Annotated in this window: 16 protein-coding genes and 1 pseudogene; 5 read left to right on the top strand and 12 right to left on the bottom strand. The window is 66.2% G+C overall.

Going from position 1 to position 17,314, the window contains the following annotated elements; translation table 11 throughout:
- Positions 1–322 precede the first annotated feature (322 nt).
- Positions 323–814: a DUF4124 domain-containing protein gene (locus PI990_RS27265; RefSeq protein ID WP_271659046.1), complete on the top strand. Its 492-nt coding sequence runs from the start codon at positions 323–325 to the stop codon at positions 812–814.
- Between the two features lie 40 nt (positions 815–854).
- Here PI990_RS27265 and PI990_RS27270 read toward each other — a convergent pair whose 3' ends face one another.
- Genes PI990_RS27270 through mrcB form a run of 3 tightly spaced genes read right to left on the bottom strand, consistent with a single transcriptional unit; the run spans position 855 to position 4,236 of the window.
- Complete coding sequence (locus PI990_RS27270; protein WP_271659047.1) at positions 855–1,175, bottom strand: YqcC family protein; 321 nt, start codon at positions 1,173–1,175, stop codon at positions 855–857.
- Positions 1,175–1,900: a tetratricopeptide repeat protein gene (locus PI990_RS27275; RefSeq protein WP_271659048.1), complete on the bottom strand. Its 726-nt coding sequence runs from the start codon at positions 1,898–1,900 to the stop codon at positions 1,175–1,177. Before PI990_RS27275 ends, PI990_RS27270 begins: the two co-directional genes overlap by 1 nt.
- Positions 1,901–1,917: 17 nt before the next feature.
- A complete protein-coding gene (gene mrcB, locus PI990_RS27280) occupies positions 1,918–4,236 on the bottom strand; it encodes a penicillin-binding protein 1B (protein ID WP_271659049.1) in 2,319 nt (772 codons plus the stop codon).
- Between the two features lie 116 nt (positions 4,237–4,352).
- Here mrcB and PI990_RS27285 point away from each other — a divergent pair, with 116 nt between their 5' ends.
- From PI990_RS27285 to PI990_RS27300, 4 genes are all read left to right on the top strand, one after another.
- Positions 4,353–5,912 carry a bifunctional aminoglycoside phosphotransferase/ATP-binding protein gene (locus tag PI990_RS27285; protein ID WP_271659050.1) on the top strand — a complete coding sequence of 520 codons (1,560 nt, stop codon included), beginning with the start codon at positions 4,353–4,355 and terminating at the stop codon, positions 5,910–5,912.
- An 83-nt stretch (positions 5,913–5,995) separates the two neighbouring features.
- A complete protein-coding gene (locus tag PI990_RS27290) occupies positions 5,996–6,343 on the top strand; it encodes a pentapeptide repeat-containing protein (RefSeq protein WP_021219292.1) in 348 nt (115 codons plus the stop codon).
- A gap of 224 nt (positions 6,344–6,567) precedes the next feature.
- The gene (locus tag PI990_RS27295; protein ID WP_021219293.1) at positions 6,568–6,840 is read left to right on the top strand and encodes a TfoX/Sxy family protein; all 273 of its coding nucleotides are present in this window, start codon (positions 6,568–6,570) and stop codon (positions 6,838–6,840) included.
- A gap of 105 nt (positions 6,841–6,945) precedes the next feature.
- The gene (locus PI990_RS27300) at positions 6,946–7,746 is read left to right on the top strand and encodes a cyclic nucleotide-binding domain-containing protein (protein ID WP_043244433.1); all 801 of its coding nucleotides are present in this window, start codon (positions 6,946–6,948) and stop codon (positions 7,744–7,746) included.
- A gap of 287 nt (positions 7,747–8,033) precedes the next feature.
- Here the strand turns inward: PI990_RS27300 and PI990_RS27305 are convergent, their stop codons facing one another.
- The 9 genes and pseudogenes from PI990_RS27305 to PI990_RS27345 form a co-directional block, all read right to left on the bottom strand.
- The gene (locus PI990_RS27305; protein ID WP_271659051.1) at positions 8,034–8,966 is read right to left on the bottom strand and encodes a S1/P1 nuclease; all 933 of its coding nucleotides are present in this window, start codon (positions 8,964–8,966) and stop codon (positions 8,034–8,036) included.
- An 80-nt stretch (positions 8,967–9,046) separates the two neighbouring features.
- Positions 9,047–9,760, bottom strand: coding sequence for a purine-nucleoside phosphorylase (gene deoD, locus PI990_RS27310; RefSeq protein ID WP_271659052.1), 714 nt, complete (start codon positions 9,758–9,760; stop codon positions 9,047–9,049).
- Positions 9,761–10,999, bottom strand: a complete 1,239-nt coding sequence (locus tag PI990_RS27315; protein ID WP_271659053.1) for a phosphopentomutase — start codon at positions 10,997–10,999, stop codon at positions 9,761–9,763. It abuts the gene before it with no gap.
- 9 nt (positions 11,000–11,008) lie between these two features.
- Positions 11,009–12,316, bottom strand: a complete 1,308-nt coding sequence (gene deoA / locus PI990_RS27320) for a thymidine phosphorylase (RefSeq protein WP_184490953.1) — start codon at positions 12,314–12,316, stop codon at positions 11,009–11,011.
- Between the two features lies 1 nt (position 12,317).
- Complete coding sequence (deoC, locus tag PI990_RS27325) at positions 12,318–13,094, bottom strand: deoxyribose-phosphate aldolase (protein WP_271659054.1); 777 nt, start codon at positions 13,092–13,094, stop codon at positions 12,318–12,320.
- Positions 13,095–13,145: 51 nt separating this feature from the next.
- The gene (locus PI990_RS27330) at positions 13,146–14,408 is read right to left on the bottom strand and encodes a NupC/NupG family nucleoside CNT transporter (protein WP_021219300.1); all 1,263 of its coding nucleotides are present in this window, start codon (positions 14,406–14,408) and stop codon (positions 13,146–13,148) included.
- 48 nt (positions 14,409–14,456) lie between these two features.
- The gene (cdd, locus tag PI990_RS27335; RefSeq protein WP_031287624.1) at positions 14,457–14,870 is read right to left on the bottom strand and encodes a cytidine deaminase; all 414 of its coding nucleotides are present in this window, start codon (positions 14,868–14,870) and stop codon (positions 14,457–14,459) included.
- Positions 14,871–14,950: 80 nt separating this feature from the next.
- Positions 14,951–16,663 (bottom strand): bifunctional metallophosphatase/5'-nucleotidase, encoded by a 1,713-nt coding sequence (locus PI990_RS27340; protein WP_271659055.1) that lies wholly within the window; start codon positions 16,661–16,663, stop codon positions 14,951–14,953.
- A 20-nt stretch (positions 16,664–16,683) separates the two neighbouring features.
- Positions 16,684–17,311: pseudogene (locus tag PI990_RS27345) on the bottom strand (MotA/TolQ/ExbB proton channel family protein).
- Between the last annotated feature and the right edge of the window lie 3 nt (positions 17,312–17,314).

Here is a 17,314-nt window from a genome sequence, read left to right on the forward strand (position 1 = left end):
GTCGAACTCCATCAGCTACTGACTGAGCAAGCATCGGGTCGGCCCCTGAGAGTTGTTGCGGGACTTTCCCACCCAGCGCGAGGTAACGCGTTGCGGGTGTAACAGGTCGGCGCGGGTATGCACCTCATCGACTGCGGCAGCTACCGACTTGCGGCCGGCCCACTGAAACAGCGAACCACGGATTCTTCGGATAAGCGTGCGACAAGTCAAGTAATCCATCAGTGTTTCTTGCATCACAAGCCTGTGACACGTAGCAGCATGACGATAGGCGGGTTTTGGTTATAGTAATTGCCAGGTCTCGAGTCGATCACAAGGAAACAACATGCGTCGCATCATTCTCACAGGCAGCCTGCTGCTCGCCCTGAGCGGTTCTGTCATGGCCAGCCAGGTCTACAAATGGGTGGACGCGCAAGGTGTAACCCACTTCGGCGCGCAGCCGCCCCAAGGGCAGGACGCCACGTCGGTCAGCACTGGCGCCGCGCAGCCCAAGGAAGTCAAACCCACGTTCGAGAACCCCTACCCCGTCCAGCCCAAGGCCGAGGAAAAGGCTGCTACGCCAGCGCCCGCCGAACCCGGCAAAGCCAGCAGCGATGAGCAGCAGAAGGCTCTGGACGAAAAGGTGAAAAGCGATGTCGCCAAGCAGGAAGCCGAGCGCAAAAAATACTGCGACACGATGCGCACCAATCTCGCGCAGTTCCAGAACAACCCGCGTGTACGCATGGAAGTAAACGGTGAGATGCGCCGGCTGGGTGAAGACGAACGTCAAGCCAAGATTGCCGAAGCCAAGAAAGCGATCGACGAGAACTGCGACTGATCCATAGAACTGCGGCGCCTCTCGGCGCCGCATTCATGTCTCAACCGATCAACCGATCGAACTCCCCCAGCGAATCCAGCAGGGCTCGCACCTCCACCGAACGCTCACGGAAGGCCATCTCGGCCATCGGGCGAATCCCCGACGCCTGAGGCAGATCAGCCCCGGACTCCAGGATGACCTTCATCCTCGGCAGGAAGATCCACTGCAACCACTCTTCGAACGCCAGCGTATCGACGCAGAACGGCTCCGGGCTGGAAAGCGCTTCTGCGCTGGGCGCGGCGTCCGCCCACCAACCGAGCACGCGCAGTTCGCGCTCGATCAGCAGCAACTGCTCAGCCACCTCGGAGAGGCGCGGATCCATCAGGAGCTGACCTTGGCGCGCTGACGGGCCTGGGCGGCACCAGACGGGTCGCCCTGGCGCTCGCGGGATTTGGCGACCAACTCCCACAAACTCGCCTGCAACGCCGGGCGGCCATTGGAAAGGCTCAAGCCACGACGAGCAAGCTGCTCGGCCTGGGCGGCATCGCCCTGGGCCAGGCGCACTTCAGCGAGGCGATAAAGCACCTGCGGCTCGCGCGGGGCGATGCGCTGGGCACGCTCCAGACTGGAGGACGCACCATTGAGGTCGCCACCGCCCTGTTGCTGCTGGGCGGTGGTCAGCAGCGCCAGCACGGGGCCGTCCAGCTGCTCGTCAGCGGCAAGGCTGCCGCCGCTGGGAATGCCGCTCGGCGCGGAAGGCATGCTGTAGCTGCCAGTGGAGATCGGTGCGGAGCTCGAAGGTCCCGGGGTGATCGGGCCGGGCGTGATGGGGCCGGAACTGATCGAGCCACTGATGGGCGCGCTCGGCGCCGGCATCGCCTGGGCGGAACTGCCGCTGGCACCCGGCACCATCACCACCAAACCGGAATCCTGGGAATCGTATTGAGGCTGCTGGGCCGCGACCGGGGCGCGGTAGCCGCCGGAGCCTTCTTCCTGTTCGGACATCGGGCCACCGGAGTCGACCACCGGGATGGCATTTCGCTGAGGAGTCGCACAACCGGTCAGCATGACCGCAACGGTCAAGGCAGGAATCCACCCTTTATTCACATCAGATCCTCTTCGGTTCATTGCATCCAGCCACGGACCCAGTCCATCACCGAGTCCACTGGCGCACCCATGCCACAGGACTGGCCCGGCGCCGGCTCGCTGCCGCGAATATACGGCATCTGTACCGCGCCCGGGCAGCTGGAGTCAGAGCCCTGGCCGCTGTGTGGGTCGATCCACGCCTGCACCACGTTATCCGGCATCGGCATGTCCAGCGGTAGCGGATCAGCCTTGCGCATGAAGCCTGTCCAGACCTGCAGCGCACCCGTCGCTCCGGTGAGTGGCGTCTTGCCGTTATCGTCGCGGCCCAGCCACACCACTGCCAGCAAATCCTGGCTGAAGCCGGCGAACCAGCTGTCACGGGAGTCGTTGGTGGTACCGGTCTTGCCGGCCAGGGTCAGCGAGCTGGGCAGCTGGGTATAGACCGAACGCCCGGTGCCCTCACGCATCACCCGCTGCATGGCGTTCTGCACCAGGTAGATGGCACCCGGATCGAAGCGCTGCTGGATCTGGAACGGGTAACGCTTGAGCGGCTCGCCTTCAGCGGTCAGCACGCTGCGAATACCCCGCAAGGGCGTATTGAAGCCGCCATTGGCCAGGGTCTGGTACATGGTCGCCACCTCCATCGGGCTCAGTGCGCCTGCACCCAGCAGCATCGACGGGAAGGCCGGCCACTCGCGGGAGACGCCGAGTCGTTCGAGGGTTTTGAGCACATTCGGCACGCCCAGTTCCAGACCCAGCTTGGCGGTCGACAGGTTGTACGAGTTCGCCAGCCCCTGGTACAGGTAGATGCTGCCGTGGGCCTGGCGGTCATAGTTCTGCGGCGTCCACACCTGGCCGTCCTGGCCCTTCACCGAGAAGGGCTCATCCTGCACCCAACTGGTCAGCGTGTACTGGCTGGGGCGCTCCAGGGCGGTGAGGTAGACGGCGGGCTTGATCAGCGAGCCGATCGGGCGCACGGCATCGATGGCGCGGTTGAAACCGGCGAAGCGCGGCTGGCGGCTACCGACCAGCGCCTGCACTTCACCCGTCTCGGGGTTGCTGACGACCATGGCGGACTCGACCTCGTCGACACCCTTGCGGCCGGACAGGCGCTTGAGGGTTTCATCGAGGGCGGACTCGGCCTTGAGCTGCAGGATCGGGTCGAAGCTGGTGAAGATGCGCAGCCCTTCCTCGGTAAGGTCTTCGTCACGGTAGTCCTGGCGCAGCTGGCGCTTGACCAGGTCGAGGAAGGCCGGGAACGAACTGTCCGCCAGGCTGCCGCGCTGGGTCACGCCCAGCGGCTTGGCCTTGGCCTCGGCGGCCTCCTCCGGCGTGACGATGCCCTGCTCGGCGAGCAGGTCCAGCACCAGGTTGCGGCGCTCCAGCGCACGCTCCGGGTTGCGTCGCGGGTTGTACTGCGACGGGCCCTTGACCATGCCCACCAGCAGCGCGACCTGATGCAGCTTCAGCTCGGAAAGCGGCTGGCTGAAGAAGTACTGGCTGGCAAGACCGAAGCCGTGCACGGCGCGCTGGCCGTCCTGGCCGAGGAACACCTCGTTTAGGTAGGCCTCGAGGATCTCGCGCTTGTCGTAATGCACCTCGAGCAACACCGCCATCATGGCCTCGGTGGCCTTGCGGCTGATGCTGCGCTCGTTGGTCAGGTAGAAGTTCTTCACCAACTGCTGGGTCAGGGTACTGCCGCCCTGGCGCAACTGGCCGGCGGTGGCGTTGACCCAGATCGCACGCGCGATGGACTTGAGCGAAACACCCCAATGGTTGAAGAACTCACGGTCCTCCACCGCCACCAGTGTTTCTACCAGATAGGCCGGGACCTGGTCCAGCTTGATCAGCACCCGGTCCTCATGATGGGCAGGATAGAGGCCACCGATCAGCAGCGGCTCGAGGCGCGCGACCGCAAGGTTGCTGCCGTTGGCCTGGGTCAGGCCCGCCACGTAATCGCCGGAGAAGCGCACCTTGATCCGCTGCGCAGGCTCGGGGCCTTCATAGAACTGGAAGCCGCGGGTATTGAGCTCCACCGCCGCGCCGGCCACCGACGCGGAGCCCGGGCCGTTGGACGCGCTTTCGCGGCGGTAACCCAACGCATCGAGTTCCTTGAGGAAATCATCCTTGGCCAGCTTCAGGCCAACGAACAATTCCAGCGGTCGCGCATAGACCTTGGCCGGAACCGTCCAGCGCTTGCCGGAGAATTTTTCCTGGACGATGGCGTCGAGGTAGATGGCGAATCCCGCCAGCACCACCAAGCCCACCAGGCCGAGCTTCAAGCCCCAGCCAAATAGGGTACGGAGGCCGCTGGAGCGGGGCTTTTTACGGGAGCGGGAGGATCGGGGACGAGTCATGGCGGCGCATTATACGCACTTTATCCACAGCCAGAAGGCGCCTCCTGACGGTTTGCAGAGTGGTGCACAGCGGCCATAATCCCCCGCTCTGCCAGCACCTCCAGCAAGGAAAGACCGTGAGCCAAGCACTGATTACCGCCCTGCAAGACCCCGCCCTCTATCCGCATCCCGTGGAAGGCTTCAAGGTCATCGAGACGCACATCTCCTGGGTGCTCCTCACCGGTCCCTACGCCTATAAGATCAAGAAGCCCGTCAACTTCGGCTTCCTCGACTTCACCGACCTGGCCGCCCGCGAGCGCTTCTGCGGTGAAGAGGTGCGTCTCAACCAACGCCTCACCCACGACCTGTATCTCGACGTGCTGCCGATCACCGGCAGCGAAGCCGCCCCGAAGCTGGGCGGCGAAGGCCCGGCCATCGAATTCGCCATCCGCATGGCGCAGTTCCCCCAGGCCAACCTGCTGAGCGAAGTGCAGTCGCGTGGCGAACTCACGCCCGCCCACATCGACGCCCTGGCCGTACAGATCGCCCAGTTCCACATGGAGTCGCCCCAGGTCGCCATCGAGCACCCGCTGGGCACCCCGGAAATGGTCATGGCCCCGGTGCAGCAGAACTTCGACCAGATCCGCCCGATGCTGAGCAACAAGGCTGACCTGCAGCAACTCGACGCCCTCGAAGCCTGGGCCCAAAGCAGCTACGAGCGCCTGCTGCCACTACTGGCCGAACGCAAGAAAAATGGTTCGATCCGCGAATGCCATGGCGACATCCACCTGGGTAACGCCACCCTCATCCAAGGCGAGGTGGTGCTGTTCGACTGCATCGAATTCAACGAGCCCTTCCGCTTCACCGACGTCTATGCCGACATCGGCTTCCTGGCCATGGACCTGGAGGACCGCGGCCTCAAGTCGCTGTCCCGCCGCCTGGTCAGCCGCTACCTGGAAGAGACCGGCGACTACAAGGGCCTGGAGGTGCTGAACTTCTACAAGGCCTACCGCGCCCTGGTCCGCGCCAAGATCGCCCTGTTCAGCCTCGCCCACCAGAGCGACGCCGTGCAGCAGGCCGCCACCCTGCGCCAGTACCGCAACTACGCCAACCTGGCGGAAAGCTACAGCGCCATTCCCTCGCGCTTCATGGCCATCACCCACGGCGTATCGGCCGTCGGCAAGAGCCATGTGGCGCTGCGCCTGGTGGAAGCCCTCGGCGCCATCCGCCTGCGCTCCGACGTCGAGCGCAAGCGCCTGTTCGGCCAGCAGCCGGGCGAGCAGAACGACCTCTACAGTGGCATCTACAGCGCCGAGGCCACCGCCCGCACCTACCAGCACCTGCACCAGTTGGCGGAAACCGTGCTGCACGCCGGCTTCCCGGTGGTGATCGACGCGGCCTACCTCAAGCAGGCCCAGCGCCAGGCCGCCCAGGATGTCGCCGAGCAAGTGGGCACACCCGTCGTCATCCTCGACTGCCACGCCCCGGAAGCCGTCATCGCCGGCTGGCTGGAACAGCGCAAGCAGCAAGGCGGCGACCCCTCCGACGCCACGCTAGAAGTGGTGCATGCCCAGCAGGCGAGCCGCGAAGCCCTGACGGCGGAAGAACAGACCCACAGCAAGCGCATCGACACCCACGACGCCAGCAGCCTCGACAGCCTGGTCGAGCGCATTCGTCAGCACCTGCCCGGCCTCTGATCGGACGATGCCCTAAGGCCTATGGCGGGCACTGCTCGCCATGGGTTCTATACTCCCGGTGAACTCTCACCGGATGAGTACCCATGACCACACCACACCAACTCGATAGCCCCCTCTACCGCCTGCTGCACAACGACGATGTCGTCGGCTTCAATGACCAGAAGCCCAAGGAAGGCTCGATCAACCTGGCCTCCGGCGATTTCCGCGGGCTCGACCTGCGCACCCTCGATGCCGCGCGCATCGACTTCACCGACGCCTATTTCCGCGGCGCCGACCTGCGCGGCGTAGACCTGCGCGAAGCCAGCCTGGAAGGCGCCAGCATCGCCCACGCGCAGATATCCGGCGCCTACTTCCCCACCGAACTGGCGGCCGACGAGATCCTCATGTCGGTCAATTTCGGCACCCGCCTGCGCTACAACACCCACAAGTAGCCACGCCCAACCTGTGATCGGCCCCGCTCGGTTAGCGCCCACGCGGATGCCGTCTACGCTGATATCCGGGCGCGAACTCCGCAGAAGCGGATTGGAGGGGCCAACGCCCGCCGGGCGCGGGACAGGGATGATGCCACCGGACCACGCAATAGCAGATGGCCGCTACACTTCCCGGATGAACCGGGTAATGAGTCCTTCGCGCCCCACCAACGCAAGGAGGCTGGATGAACGACGAACTGCAACACCTGAAGAATCTTGGCAAGACCTCGGCGCAGTGGCTGCATGCGGTGGGCATCCACAGCGCCTCGGACCTGCGCCGCCTGGGTGCGGTCGGGGCCTATCGTGCAGTGCGGGCACGGGGCTTTCGCGCATCCAAGGTCCTGCTCTACGCGATCGAAGGTGCGCTGCTGGATGTGCACTGGAACGACCTGCCGCCCAGCCACAAGGCTGAACTCAACGGTCAACTGGATGCACTACAGCCCCACAACAAGAGCTAGCTCACAACCTGGTCGTTGGAGGATTTACTGCGATAGCAATGCGCCCTATTGTTTCAGGGACGTTCGTGCGTCCAAGCCGCCCAGCCAGTTCAAGGAATTACTGTCATGTACCTACTCGGGGAGCAACCTGCTTACGCCGACCAGCTGATCAACCGACTGCAAAGCATTCCCGGCCAGCTGCTCGATGGGCTAGAACCCTCGGGCCCGCCCCTGCGCCTCGATGCAGTGGAGGACCTGGCCAAGGTGCTGCCCGGCAATCAGCTGTTCCTCATCGAGAACGGCCTGCTCCACGCCCTGGTCGACGAACGCCCGTTGTTCTACCTCCAGGAAGGTGACCTCGTAGGCCTGCGCCAAGGCATCGAACTGCCCAGCTGCCGCTACCGCAGCGACGAGCCGCTGAGCCTGATCCCCTATGCGCGCGGCGACGTGTTCAAGCACATCTATGGCAGCGAGAAAGGCCAGGAGCTGTTCATCCAGTACCTGATCGGCCACACCGCGCTGCTGTCCGACGCCCTCGCCCGCCTCAAGCAGCCCGAAATCCGCCCCGCCACCGGCTTCCAGCACTTCGCCGCCGGCGAGGAGCTGATCCACCAGGGCGACGAGGCCGATCATGTGTTCATCATCATCGAAGGGCACGCCGAAGCCTTCGTCGACGGGCAGAAGGTCGGTGACGTGCAGAAGGACGAAATCTTCGGCGCCATGGCCGTGTTCACCCGCGAGAAACGCAGCGCCACCGTGGTTGCCAGCGAGCCCTGCACGGTGATGGTGATCCCCAAGGACCAGTTCCTCAGCCTGATGCAAAGCAACCCGCGCATCGCTCACAGCCTGATCGAGAGCATGGCTCGACGCATCGACCTGCTGAACAAGGAAGTCACCCAGCAACGCCTGGCCAAACCGGCGGAGTGACCTTAGCCCCCCACACAAACCCCGGCCACGTGCCGGGGTTTGTGCTTTGCAGCCCACCTCGACGAGCGAGATGAAAATAATTCGCAGAAAGCGTTGACAGTGGAATGAGAATTGTTATTATTACCACAACTGGTCGCGAGATCAGCCGGTAAGCTGGGAGACCAAGCAGTCGGACTCTTCAGATTATCTCCTCATCAGGCTAATCACGGTTATTGACCCGGCAATTTTGCCGGGTCTTTTTTTGCCTGTGAGAAAGTGCCGCCGCTTCACTCCCGCGGCACCGGCCCTTACTTCTTCGGCGCGCCCTCCGGCAGGTTGGCGTTGAGCAACAGCGCCAGGCGGATGCCCGCTTCCTGCACGCGGCGCTCGGCCAGGGGCAGGAATTTCTTCAGGTAACGACGATCCAGGGTGTCCTGGTTGCCCCCTGCCTCGCCATCCTCGTCACCACCCTGGGTACCGCGTCGCGCCCACTCTTCACTCTTCGACTGCTTGAAGCCATCGGGCTTGAAGGCCTTCTTGCCGCCGGTCTTCGGATACAGGTCGTCGTCACGGACGATGGCGCAGGACTCCCCCGACCAACTCGCCGGAGTGCCGACTTCCGGCTTCGGCAGGTCCTCGGACAGCTTCGCCGTGTAGGCCGCCTGGTCCAGGCGCCGGCTTGCCAACAGGTAACTGTCCCAGACGCTGTGCAGGTTGTAGTCACGCCCGCCGACCACCACGGGGAAGTCGTTGCCGCCCTTGTCCAGGCGATAACTGTTGTGCAGCGGCTGGTGGATATCACCCACGAAATGCACCACGAACATCAGCGCCATGACCTTCTGGTTGTCATTCGCCTTGGGGTCGGCCAGCAGCGCCGCGTTGCGCTCGATGGCCGCCACCACGCACTGGCCGTCCGGGCAATCGCGCGGGGCCTGGTAGGTGCAGTCGTCGGTCTTGTAGTTGATGTAGTGCTGCGCGCGGGTCTGTTCCCAGAGCGTCTGGAAGTCTGGCATGTTGCGCAGGTTGTCGGCCCAGCTGGCGACGGCGGATAGGTGCTGCTGGCGCACCAGCGCCAGCAGGCGATCGGCCTCCGCCTTGGCCGCTGGCGTCAGCTCTGCCTCGGCGATGTCCGCCACCACCGCGTGGCCGAGCTGGCCCCACGCCCCCGCTTGGCCCCCCCAGAGCAGGCTGCCGACCAGGAGCCCGGCGCCCAGGGCCCGACGAAATCCGTTGTGCTGCATGTTTCCCCCTAATGGCTGTGCCCAGGCAAGAAGCGCCCTCGGGCGCGCCTGGACGTCGCACCCACGCGCAAGGAAATGACTCAGTGATCGAGGGTCATGGCGTCCAGCGTCAGCCGTACCATGTCGTGGAAGTCGTCCTGCCGCTGCTCCGCCGTTAGCTTCTCGCCGCTGATCAGGTGGTCGCTCACCGTCAGCACCGCCAATGCCTGGCGCCCCAGCTCCGCCGCCACGCCATAGAGCCCGGCGGCCTCCATCTCCACCGCGAGCACGCCCATGCGCGTCATGCGCTGGGCCCAGGCCGGGTCCGGCTCGTAGAACAGGTCGGCGGAAAAGACGTTGCCCACATGCACCGGCTGCCCGCTCTCATCGGCGCGGCGCACGGTGCGTTCCAGCAGCCGGTAGTCGGCCAGGGCGGCGAAATCGAAGCCGCCGAAACGCTTGCGGTTGACCACCGAATCGGTGGACGCGCCCTGGGCGATCACCAGGTCGCCGACCTTCACGCCGTCCTGCAGCGAGCCGCAGCTGCCGACGCGGACGATGCGCTGCACGCCGTACTGGCTGAACAGCTCATGGGCGTAGATCGACAGCGAGGGAATGCCCATGCCCGAGCCCATCACCGAGATGCGCCGGCCTTGGTAGAAGCCGGTGAAGGCCAGCATGTTGCGCACCGCATTCACCTGGCGGACTTCCGTCAAGTAGGTGTCGGCGATCATCTTGGCGCGCAGCGGGTCGCCCGGCATCAGCACGGTTTCGGCGAAGTCACCCGCAAGGGCGGTGATATGGGGAGTGGCCATCTACAGGTTTCCGGATTCAGGATGAATGAAGGATTCGCCGTGCTCGCAGGCCGGCAATTCGAAGAAGGTGGCCAGGCTCTGGCCGATGTCGGCGAAGCTGCCGCGCTCGCCCAGGCTGCCGGGCGTGATGCCGGCACCGAAGGCCAGCACCGGGATGTGCTCGCGGGTGTGGTCGCTGCCTGGCCAGCTCGGGTCGCAACCGTGGTCGGCGGCCAGCATCAGCACATCGCCCTCCCCCATCACCGCCAGCAGCTCCGGCAGGCGACGGTCGAAAGCCTCCAACGCCAGCGCGTAACCGGCGATATCGCGGCGGTGGCCGAAGAGCATGTCGAAGTCGACGAAGTTGGCGAACACCAGGGTGCGTTCCGGCGCTTCCGCCACGGCCTGCAAGGTCGCCTCGAACAGCGCCTCGTTGCCGTCGCCCTTGTACAGCCGGCTGATGCCCCGGTGGGCGAAGATGTCGCCGATCTTGCCCACCGCGAACACCTGGCCGCCGGCGTCCACCAGCCGGTCCAGCAGGGTCGGTGCGGGAGGCGGCACGGCGTAGTCGCGGCGGTTGCCGGTGCGGCGGAAATCGGCGGCGGAAGTGCCAACGAAAGGCCGTGCGATCACCCGGCCGATGTTCCAGTCATCGCACAGCTCACGGGCGATCTCGCACAGCTGATAGAGCCGCTCCAGGCCGAATGCCTCCTCGTGGGCGGCGATCTGGAACACGCTGTCCGCCGAGGTGTAGCAAATGGGTTTGCCGCTGCGCAGGTGCGCCTCGCCCAGTTCTTCGAGGATGGTGGTGCCCGAGGCGTGGCAGTTGCCGAGGATGCCCGGCAAGCCGGCGCGTTCGATCAGCGCATCCAGCAGCTCGGGCGGAAAGCTCTGCTGTTTCTCGGCGAAGTAGCCCCAGTCGAACAGCACCGGCACCCCGGCCATCTCCCAGTGGCCGGACGGCGTGTCCTTGCCGCTGGACAGCTCGCGGGCATGGCCGTAGGCACCGATGACAGGTGCTTCGGGATCGAAGCCCGGCGCATAGATGCCAGCACTGGCTGCCGCCGCGTGGCCCAGCCCCAGGCGCTCCAGGTTCGGCAGATGCAGCGGCCCCTTGCGCAGAGGGCCATCCGCTTCGCCACGGGCACAGGCTTCGGCGATGTGCAGCAGCGTGTTGGCGCCCTGGTCGCCGAAGCGCGTGGCATCCGCCGTGGCACCGATGCCGAAGGAGTCGAGGACCAGCAACAAGGCTCTGCCCATGGTCCGCTCCTAGTAACGCTGGCCGATCAGCTCGGCGACCTGCGCCTCGCCATCGCCCAGTTGGTAGGCCGCGCGCAAGGCCGCTGCTGCACGCTCGGCGCTGGCGGCATCCCGAGCATGCACCAGCCCCAGCGGCTGCTCGTCTCCGACCCTTTCCCCGGGCAGCGCCAGCGCGCTGAAGCCCACCGCCGGGTCGACCTCGTCTTCCGGGCGCTTGCGACCGCCGCCCAGGGCGACCACCGCGAGGCCGATGGCGCGGGTATCCACCGCCTGGACGATACCGCCGCGCTCGGCATGCACCGGGTGCACCACCGGCGCCCAGGGCAGGTGGCGCCAGGGCTCGCGATGCAGGCCCCGGGGGCCGCCCAGGGCATCGACCATCAGGTTGAAGCGTTGCAGTGCCGCGCCGTCGCGCCAGGCCTGCAGCAGGCGCTCGCGGGCCTGGGCGCAGTCCTCCGCCAACCCGGCGGCCACCAGGGTTTCCTCGGCCAGCACCAGGGTCACTTCCCACAGGCGCGGGCTGCGCACCTCGCCCTTGAGCAGGGCCAGCGCCTCTTCCACTTCCAACGCGTTGCCGGCGCTACGGGCCAGCGGCTGGTTCATGTCTGAGATCACCGCGCGGGTGCGCACGCCAGCGCCATTGGCCACTGCCACCAGGCTGCGTGCCAGCAGGTCGGCCTGTTGCGGGTCGCTCATGAAGGCGCCATTGCCGCTCTTCACGTCCATGATCAGCACATCGAGCCCGGCGGCGAGCTTCTTCGCCAGGATGGACGCAGTGATCAGGTCCACCGACTCCACCGTGCCGGTGACATCGCGGATGCCGTACAGGCGCTTGTCCGCCGGCGCCAGGTCGGCGGTCTGGCCGATGATGGCGCAGCCCACCTCCGCTACCACCGTGCGCAGGCGCTCGGGGTCGGGGCGGGTGCAGTAGCCGGGGATGCTTTCCAGCTTGTCCAGGGTGCCGCCGGTGTGCCCCAGGCCACGCCCGGAGATCATCGGCACGTAGCAGCCACAGGCCGCCAGCAACGGCGCCAGCACCAGGCTCACCAGGTCGCCGACGCCGCCGGTGGAGTGCTTGTCCACCACCGGGCCGGGCAGGTCCCACGCCAGCACCTGGCCGGAGTCGCGCATGGCGGTGGTGAGGGCGATGCGCTCGTCCAGGCTCATGCCCTTGAGCAGCACCGCCATGGCGAACGCCGCCACCTGGCCTTCACTAAGGCTGGAATCGCTGATGCCCTCGACGAAGCGGCGGATGTCATCCCCCGCCAGCTCCTGGCCATCGCGCTTGCGACGGATCACTTCCTGCGCCAGCCACATATCAGTAGCCCTCCGACACAACGGCATCGGCCTGGCCAAGCACCCGCAGCAGATCGCCGAGCAGGCTGGAGGCACCCAGACGCAGGTGACGGGCATCGATCCAGTCCAGGCCCAGCTCAGCGGCCGCCAGTTCGATATAGCGGCGCGCATCGGCCAAGGTACGAATCCCCCCTGCCGGCTTGAAGCCCACCCGGCCGCCCATCTCGCGGATCACCCCAAGCATCAGCGCCGCGGCCTCGGGCGTGGCGTTGACCGCCACCTTGCCGGTGCTGGTCTTGATGAAGTCGGCACCGGCGGCGATGGCGTCGCGGCTGGCCTGGCGGATCAGCTCCGGGTCGGCCAGTTCGCCGGTTTCGAGTATCACCTTGAGCAACACCCGCTCCCCGCACGCGGCCTTGCAGGCAGCGACCATCTCGCGGCCACACTCGGCATCGCCAGCTAGCAACGCGCGATAGGGGTAGACCAGGTCCACTTCATCCACGCCATCGACCACCGCCGCAGCGGTCTCGCGCACGGCGGAGGCGATGTCGTCGGCGCCCTGGGGGAAGTTGGTCACGGTGGCGATGCGCAGGTCGCCGGCACCCAGTTCCTCCAGGGTCCGTCGGGCGAAGCCGATGAAGCGCGGGTAGATGCACAGCGCCGCCACCCGCCCCTCGGCGGTCAGTGCACGCTGGCAGAGGGCGGCGATGGCGGTCTCGTCGTCATCGTCGTTGAGCGAAGTCAGGTCCAGCAGGCCGATGGCCAACCGGGCCAGTTCGGTATCCGTCAATAGAGTCATTCAGAACATTCCCCAGGGATGCGCCATGAGCCGGCATCCCGTTGCAGTGATTCAGAGCGAAACGAACAGTCCGGCCAAAGCCGCACTCATCAGGTTAGCCAGAGTGCCGGCGATCATCGCGCGCACCCCGAGCCGGGCGAGGTCCTTGCGGCGGTTGGGCGCCATCACCCCCATGCCGCCCAGCAGGATGCCGATGGAGGACAGGTTGGCGAAGCCGCACAGGGCGAAGGTGACGATCACCTGGGTGTGGGCGCTGAGCACCTCGACACCGGCGGCCGACGCCTGGATCGGATTGATGTAGCGGGCGAAGTCGACATAGGCGACGAACTCGTTGAGCACGATCTTCTGCCCGATGAAGCCGCCGGCCTGGATGGCTTCTGCCCAGGGCACGCCAAGCAGCCAGGCCACCGGAGCGAAGGCGTAGCCCAGCAGCAATTGCAGGGTCACGCCGGGGTAGCCGACGAAGCCGCCGAGCCAGCCCATCAGGCTGTTGAGCACCGCCACCAGAGCGATGAACACCAGCAGCATGGCACCTACGTTCAGCGCCAGTTGCAGGCCGCTGGACGCACCGGCGGCGGCCGCGTCGAGCACGTTGGCCGGACGGTCGTCGGCGTAGCCCTCGATCAGGTCCGGACGGTCCTGCGGCGTCTCGCTTTCAGGCTCCATCAGCTTGGCCATGAGCATGCCGCCGGGCGCCGACATCAGGCTCGCGGCAATCAGGTACTTGAGGTCAACACCGAGGCTGGCGTAGCCGATCATCACCGAGCCGGCGGTGGAGGCCAGGCCACAGACCATCACCGAGAACAGCTCGGAGCGGGTCATGTGCGGGATGTAGGGGCGCACCACCAGCGGCGCCTCGGTCTGGCCGAGGAAGATGTTGGCGGTGGCCGACAGGGATTCGGTGCGGCTGGTGCCCATGGCGCGCTGCAGGGCGCCACCGATCACCGAGATGATCACGTCCATGACGCGCAGGTAGTAGAGCACCGCAATGAAGGCGCTGAAGAACACGATCACCGGCAGCACCTTGATGGCGAAGACGAAGCCGCCGCCACCGAACAGGTCGAACATCTTGGCGCTGTTGAGGCCGCCGAAGAGAAAGTCGATGCCCTTGGTGGCGCTGTCTTCCAGGCTGCTGACGACGTTGGACATGGCCGCCAGGGAGTTCTGCCCCCAGGGCACGTAGAGCACGAAGGCGGCGAACCCCGCCTGCAGCACGAAGGCGGTGCCGACCGTGCGCAGGTTGATGGCGCTGCGCTTGGACGACAACAGGTACGCGATTACCAGCAACATCAGGATGCCGAGCATGCCGATCATGAAATGGATTCCCCAGAAGAAAGGTGCGTCGTTGTTCTTGTCGTTGTTCTAGAGGGCGAAGGCGCCGGGCAGCAGCTCGTCGACGCGCCACAGGCGGGTCGATTCCGGGTCGCTGCCGCAGCAGATCACCGGGCAGTCGGCCGCCATCAGCTCGCTGATCACCTGACGGCAGGCGCCGCAGGGGCTGATCACCGGAACCTCCGGGGCGAACACCAGCAACGCCTTGAAGCTGCGCGGCGCATGGCCCTGGCTGATGGCGGCGAACAGCGCGCTGCGCTCGGCGCAGTTGGTCAGGCCGTAGGAGCCGTTTTCCACGTTGCAGCCGAGGATCACCTGGCCGTCATGGGTGAGCAGCGCCGCCCCGACGGGGAATCGGGAATAGGGACTGTAGGTGCGTGCCGCAGCCTCGATGGCCTGGGGCAACAACCGCTCGCACAGAGCGGATCGAGCAACATCGTTCATGGGTACCGTCCGGGACTCTGGGTCGCCTTCTTTATGGTTATCGGGCGCCCGTCATGCAGGCGCCTCCTTGTTGCAAGCCGCTATTCCCGTTGGCTGACCGCCATATCCACACGGCGGATGCGCCCCGCGCCTTCGGCCGCACCCGCCGGCTTGCCGGCCTGGTCCTGGGCCACCAGGTAGTCGATCAGCGCGTCCAGGTCGGAGATACCACTGTCGCGATGCTCCGCCCCTTCGCGGAACAGGCTGAAGCCATCGCCCCCCTCTGCGAGGAAGGCATTGGAGACCACCCGGTAGCGTCCATCCGCCAGCACCGGCTGGCCATCGACACGCAGGCTGTCGACCAGCACGCGTTGCCCCACCGGGCGCCCCGCATCCCACTGGTAACTGAAGGACGAAGACACTTGCAGCGGCTTGAAAGCACCCTCGGCGTTCCACTGCTGCTCCAGCAGCGCCACCAGTTGCGCGCCACTGAGGGTCAGCAGGTGCAGGGTGTTGTTGAAAGGTTGCGAGCTGGCCACCTGGGAATAGCTGACCGTCTCCAGCCCCTGTTCCAGTGCCAGGTCGCCACGAATGCCGCCCGGGTTCATCAATGCCAGCTGCGCACCCTGCGAGCGGGTCGCGGCCAGCTGTGCATCGGCGATCAGATCACCCATGGCCGATTCGCCCGCCTCGTTCACCTCGCGACGCACCTCAACAGCCGCCAGCCGGGCGATGGGCCGCGCCAGCACAGCATTGCTGCGCGCTTCGATCTCGCTTTGCAGCGCCGCAAGCTTCTCGTCCGCGGCATAACGCGCCGGGTCGGCCAGCAGGTTGCGGGCCTCGATGCGGGTCACCTTGTGGGTCCCCGGCGTCACGTCCAGGGTGAGCTGGGTGAGCAGGTGGCCGTAGGAGGAGCCCTGGGTCACCGGCAGCTTGCCCACCTGGCACAGATAGCCCTGGTGGCTGTGGGCACTGAGCAGCAGGTCCACTGCCGGGTCCAGGCGCTTGGCCACATCGACGATCTCGCCACCCAGTTGCTGGCAGGCGGGTTTGTCGAAGGGCTCGGGCGTGCTGCCCCCCTGATGCACCACGGCGACGATGGCGTTGGCACCGGCGGCCTTGATCTCGGGGATAAGCGCGTTGATCGAATCAGCCTCGTCGCGCACCTCCAGCCCGGCCAGGCCGCTGGGGCGGACCACGCTGGCGACGTCACGCAGGATCGCGGCGACGAAGGCCACCTTGACCCCCTTCACCTCCTCGATGCGGTAGGCCGGCAGCAGTGGCTTGCCGGTGGCGCTGTCCACCAGGTTGGCGGCCAGGTAATCGAACCCGGCGCCCTTGTAGTCACCGCGGAAGCTGCAGGCTTTCTCCGGGCGCGGTGATTCACAGCCGCCGTGGATCTGCCGCAGCAGCTCGGCCTTGCCCAGGTCCAGCTCGTGGTTGCCCACGGCGGTGAAGCGCAGGCCCATGGCCTTGAGCGCCTCCAGGCTGGGCTCGTCGGCCCACATGGCGGAGATCGGCGGGCTGCCGCCCACCAGGTCGCCGGCGCCGATGAACAGCAGCTGCGGGTCCTGCTTGCGCAGCTCCGCCAGCATGCCGCCAAGGGTGGCGATGCCGCCGGCGTTCACCGACAGCGTCTTGCCGGGGTTGGCCGGGTCCGGGTAGCGGAAACTGCTGCCCTGGATGTAACCGTGGAAATCGTTGATCGCCACCAGGTTCACCGCCACCGGCTGCGCGGCTTCCTGCCCGCAACCGGCCAAGCCGGCGAGAAGGAGTGCGCCCAGCAAGCGGCTGCGGGCAAAGGAACGGGACATGCGTGACTCCCCTACGCGCATCAGGCCGGCTGCAACTGGCCGTTGGCGACCGGCGCCGCCGTGCGGACCACGGTGCCCATGCCGGCACGCAGCAGGAGGATCTTCAGGTGGTCGGTGATGCGCTCGACACGGTCCTGGAAGGATCATCGCGATCAGGGCGATGGCGATACCCAGCGCGGTGGCGAACAGCGCGGTGCCGATGCCCTTGGACACTTCGCCCGGGTCGGAAACGCCCGCCTCGGCCAGGGCACGGAAGGTGTCGATGATGCCGAGGATGGTGCCCAGCAGGCCCAGCAGCGGCGCTGCGGTGACCACGGTCTCGAGGATCCACAGGCCATGCATCAGCTTGCCGCGGGTGGCGATGTAGATGGATTCGCTGAGGTCTTCCAGGTCCTTGTGGGAGCTGACCGCGCCCTTCTGCTCGAACAGCTGGTCGATCATCTCCAGCGGCAGGCTCTTGCGGCCATTCAGCGCGGCCGGCAGCTCGTTGATGCCGTGCATGCTCGGTACCAGCGCCGCTTCCAGCTTCACCGCCTGGCGCAGGCTGTAGGCGAAGAAGATGCCGCGCTCCACGGCGATGAAGGCCGCCAGCGCGGCGGCGCCGTACATCACGTAGAAGGTGATGTCGTGCAGCAGATCCATATTCATGTG

It is taken from the genome of Pseudomonas sp. TUM22785, assembly GCF_028198105.1.
GTDB lineage: Bacteria > Pseudomonadota > Gammaproteobacteria > Pseudomonadales > Pseudomonadaceae > Metapseudomonas > Metapseudomonas solani.

Excerpts from the sequence above, each read along its gene's own strand:
- PI990_RS27290 (WP_021219292.1), top strand. The coding sequence starts at position 5,996 with ATGACCACACCACACCAACTCGATAGCCCCCTCTACCGCCTGCTGCAC.
- PI990_RS27270 (WP_271659047.1), bottom strand. The coding sequence starts at position 1,175 with ATGGATCCGCGCCTCTCCGAGGTGGCTGAGCAGTTGCTGCTGATCGAG.
- deoC (WP_271659054.1), bottom strand. The coding sequence starts at position 13,094 with ATGACTCTATTGACGGATACCGAACTGGCCCGGTTGGCCATCGGCCTG.
- deoD (WP_271659052.1), bottom strand. The coding sequence starts at position 9,760 with ATGGCCACTCCCCATATCACCGCCCTTGCGGGTGACTTCGCCGAAACC.
- mrcB (WP_271659049.1), bottom strand. The coding sequence starts at position 4,236 with ATGACTCGTCCCCGATCCTCCCGCTCCCGTAAAAAGCCCCGCTCCAGC.
- PI990_RS27340 (WP_271659055.1), bottom strand. The coding sequence starts at position 16,663 with ATGTCCCGTTCCTTTGCCCGCAGCCGCTTGCTGGGCGCACTCCTTCTC.
- PI990_RS27305 (WP_271659051.1), bottom strand. The coding sequence starts at position 8,966 with ATGCAGCACAACGGATTTCGTCGGGCCCTGGGCGCCGGGCTCCTGGTC.
- deoA (WP_184490953.1), bottom strand. The coding sequence starts at position 12,316 with ATGTGGCTGGCGCAGGAAGTGATCCGTCGCAAGCGCGATGGCCAGGAG.
- PI990_RS27330 (WP_021219300.1), bottom strand. The coding sequence starts at position 14,408 with ATGATCGGCATGCTCGGCATCCTGATGTTGCTGGTAATCGCGTACCTG.
- PI990_RS27295 (WP_021219293.1), top strand. The coding sequence starts at position 6,568 with ATGAACGACGAACTGCAACACCTGAAGAATCTTGGCAAGACCTCGGCG.
- PI990_RS27300 (WP_043244433.1), top strand. The coding sequence starts at position 6,946 with ATGTACCTACTCGGGGAGCAACCTGCTTACGCCGACCAGCTGATCAAC.
- PI990_RS27265 (WP_271659046.1), top strand. The coding sequence starts at position 323 with ATGCGTCGCATCATTCTCACAGGCAGCCTGCTGCTCGCCCTGAGCGGT.
- cdd (WP_031287624.1), bottom strand. The coding sequence starts at position 14,870 with ATGAACGATGTTGCTCGATCCGCTCTGTGCGAGCGGTTGTTGCCCCAG.
- PI990_RS27315 (WP_271659053.1), bottom strand. The coding sequence starts at position 10,999 with ATGGGCAGAGCCTTGTTGCTGGTCCTCGACTCCTTCGGCATCGGTGCC.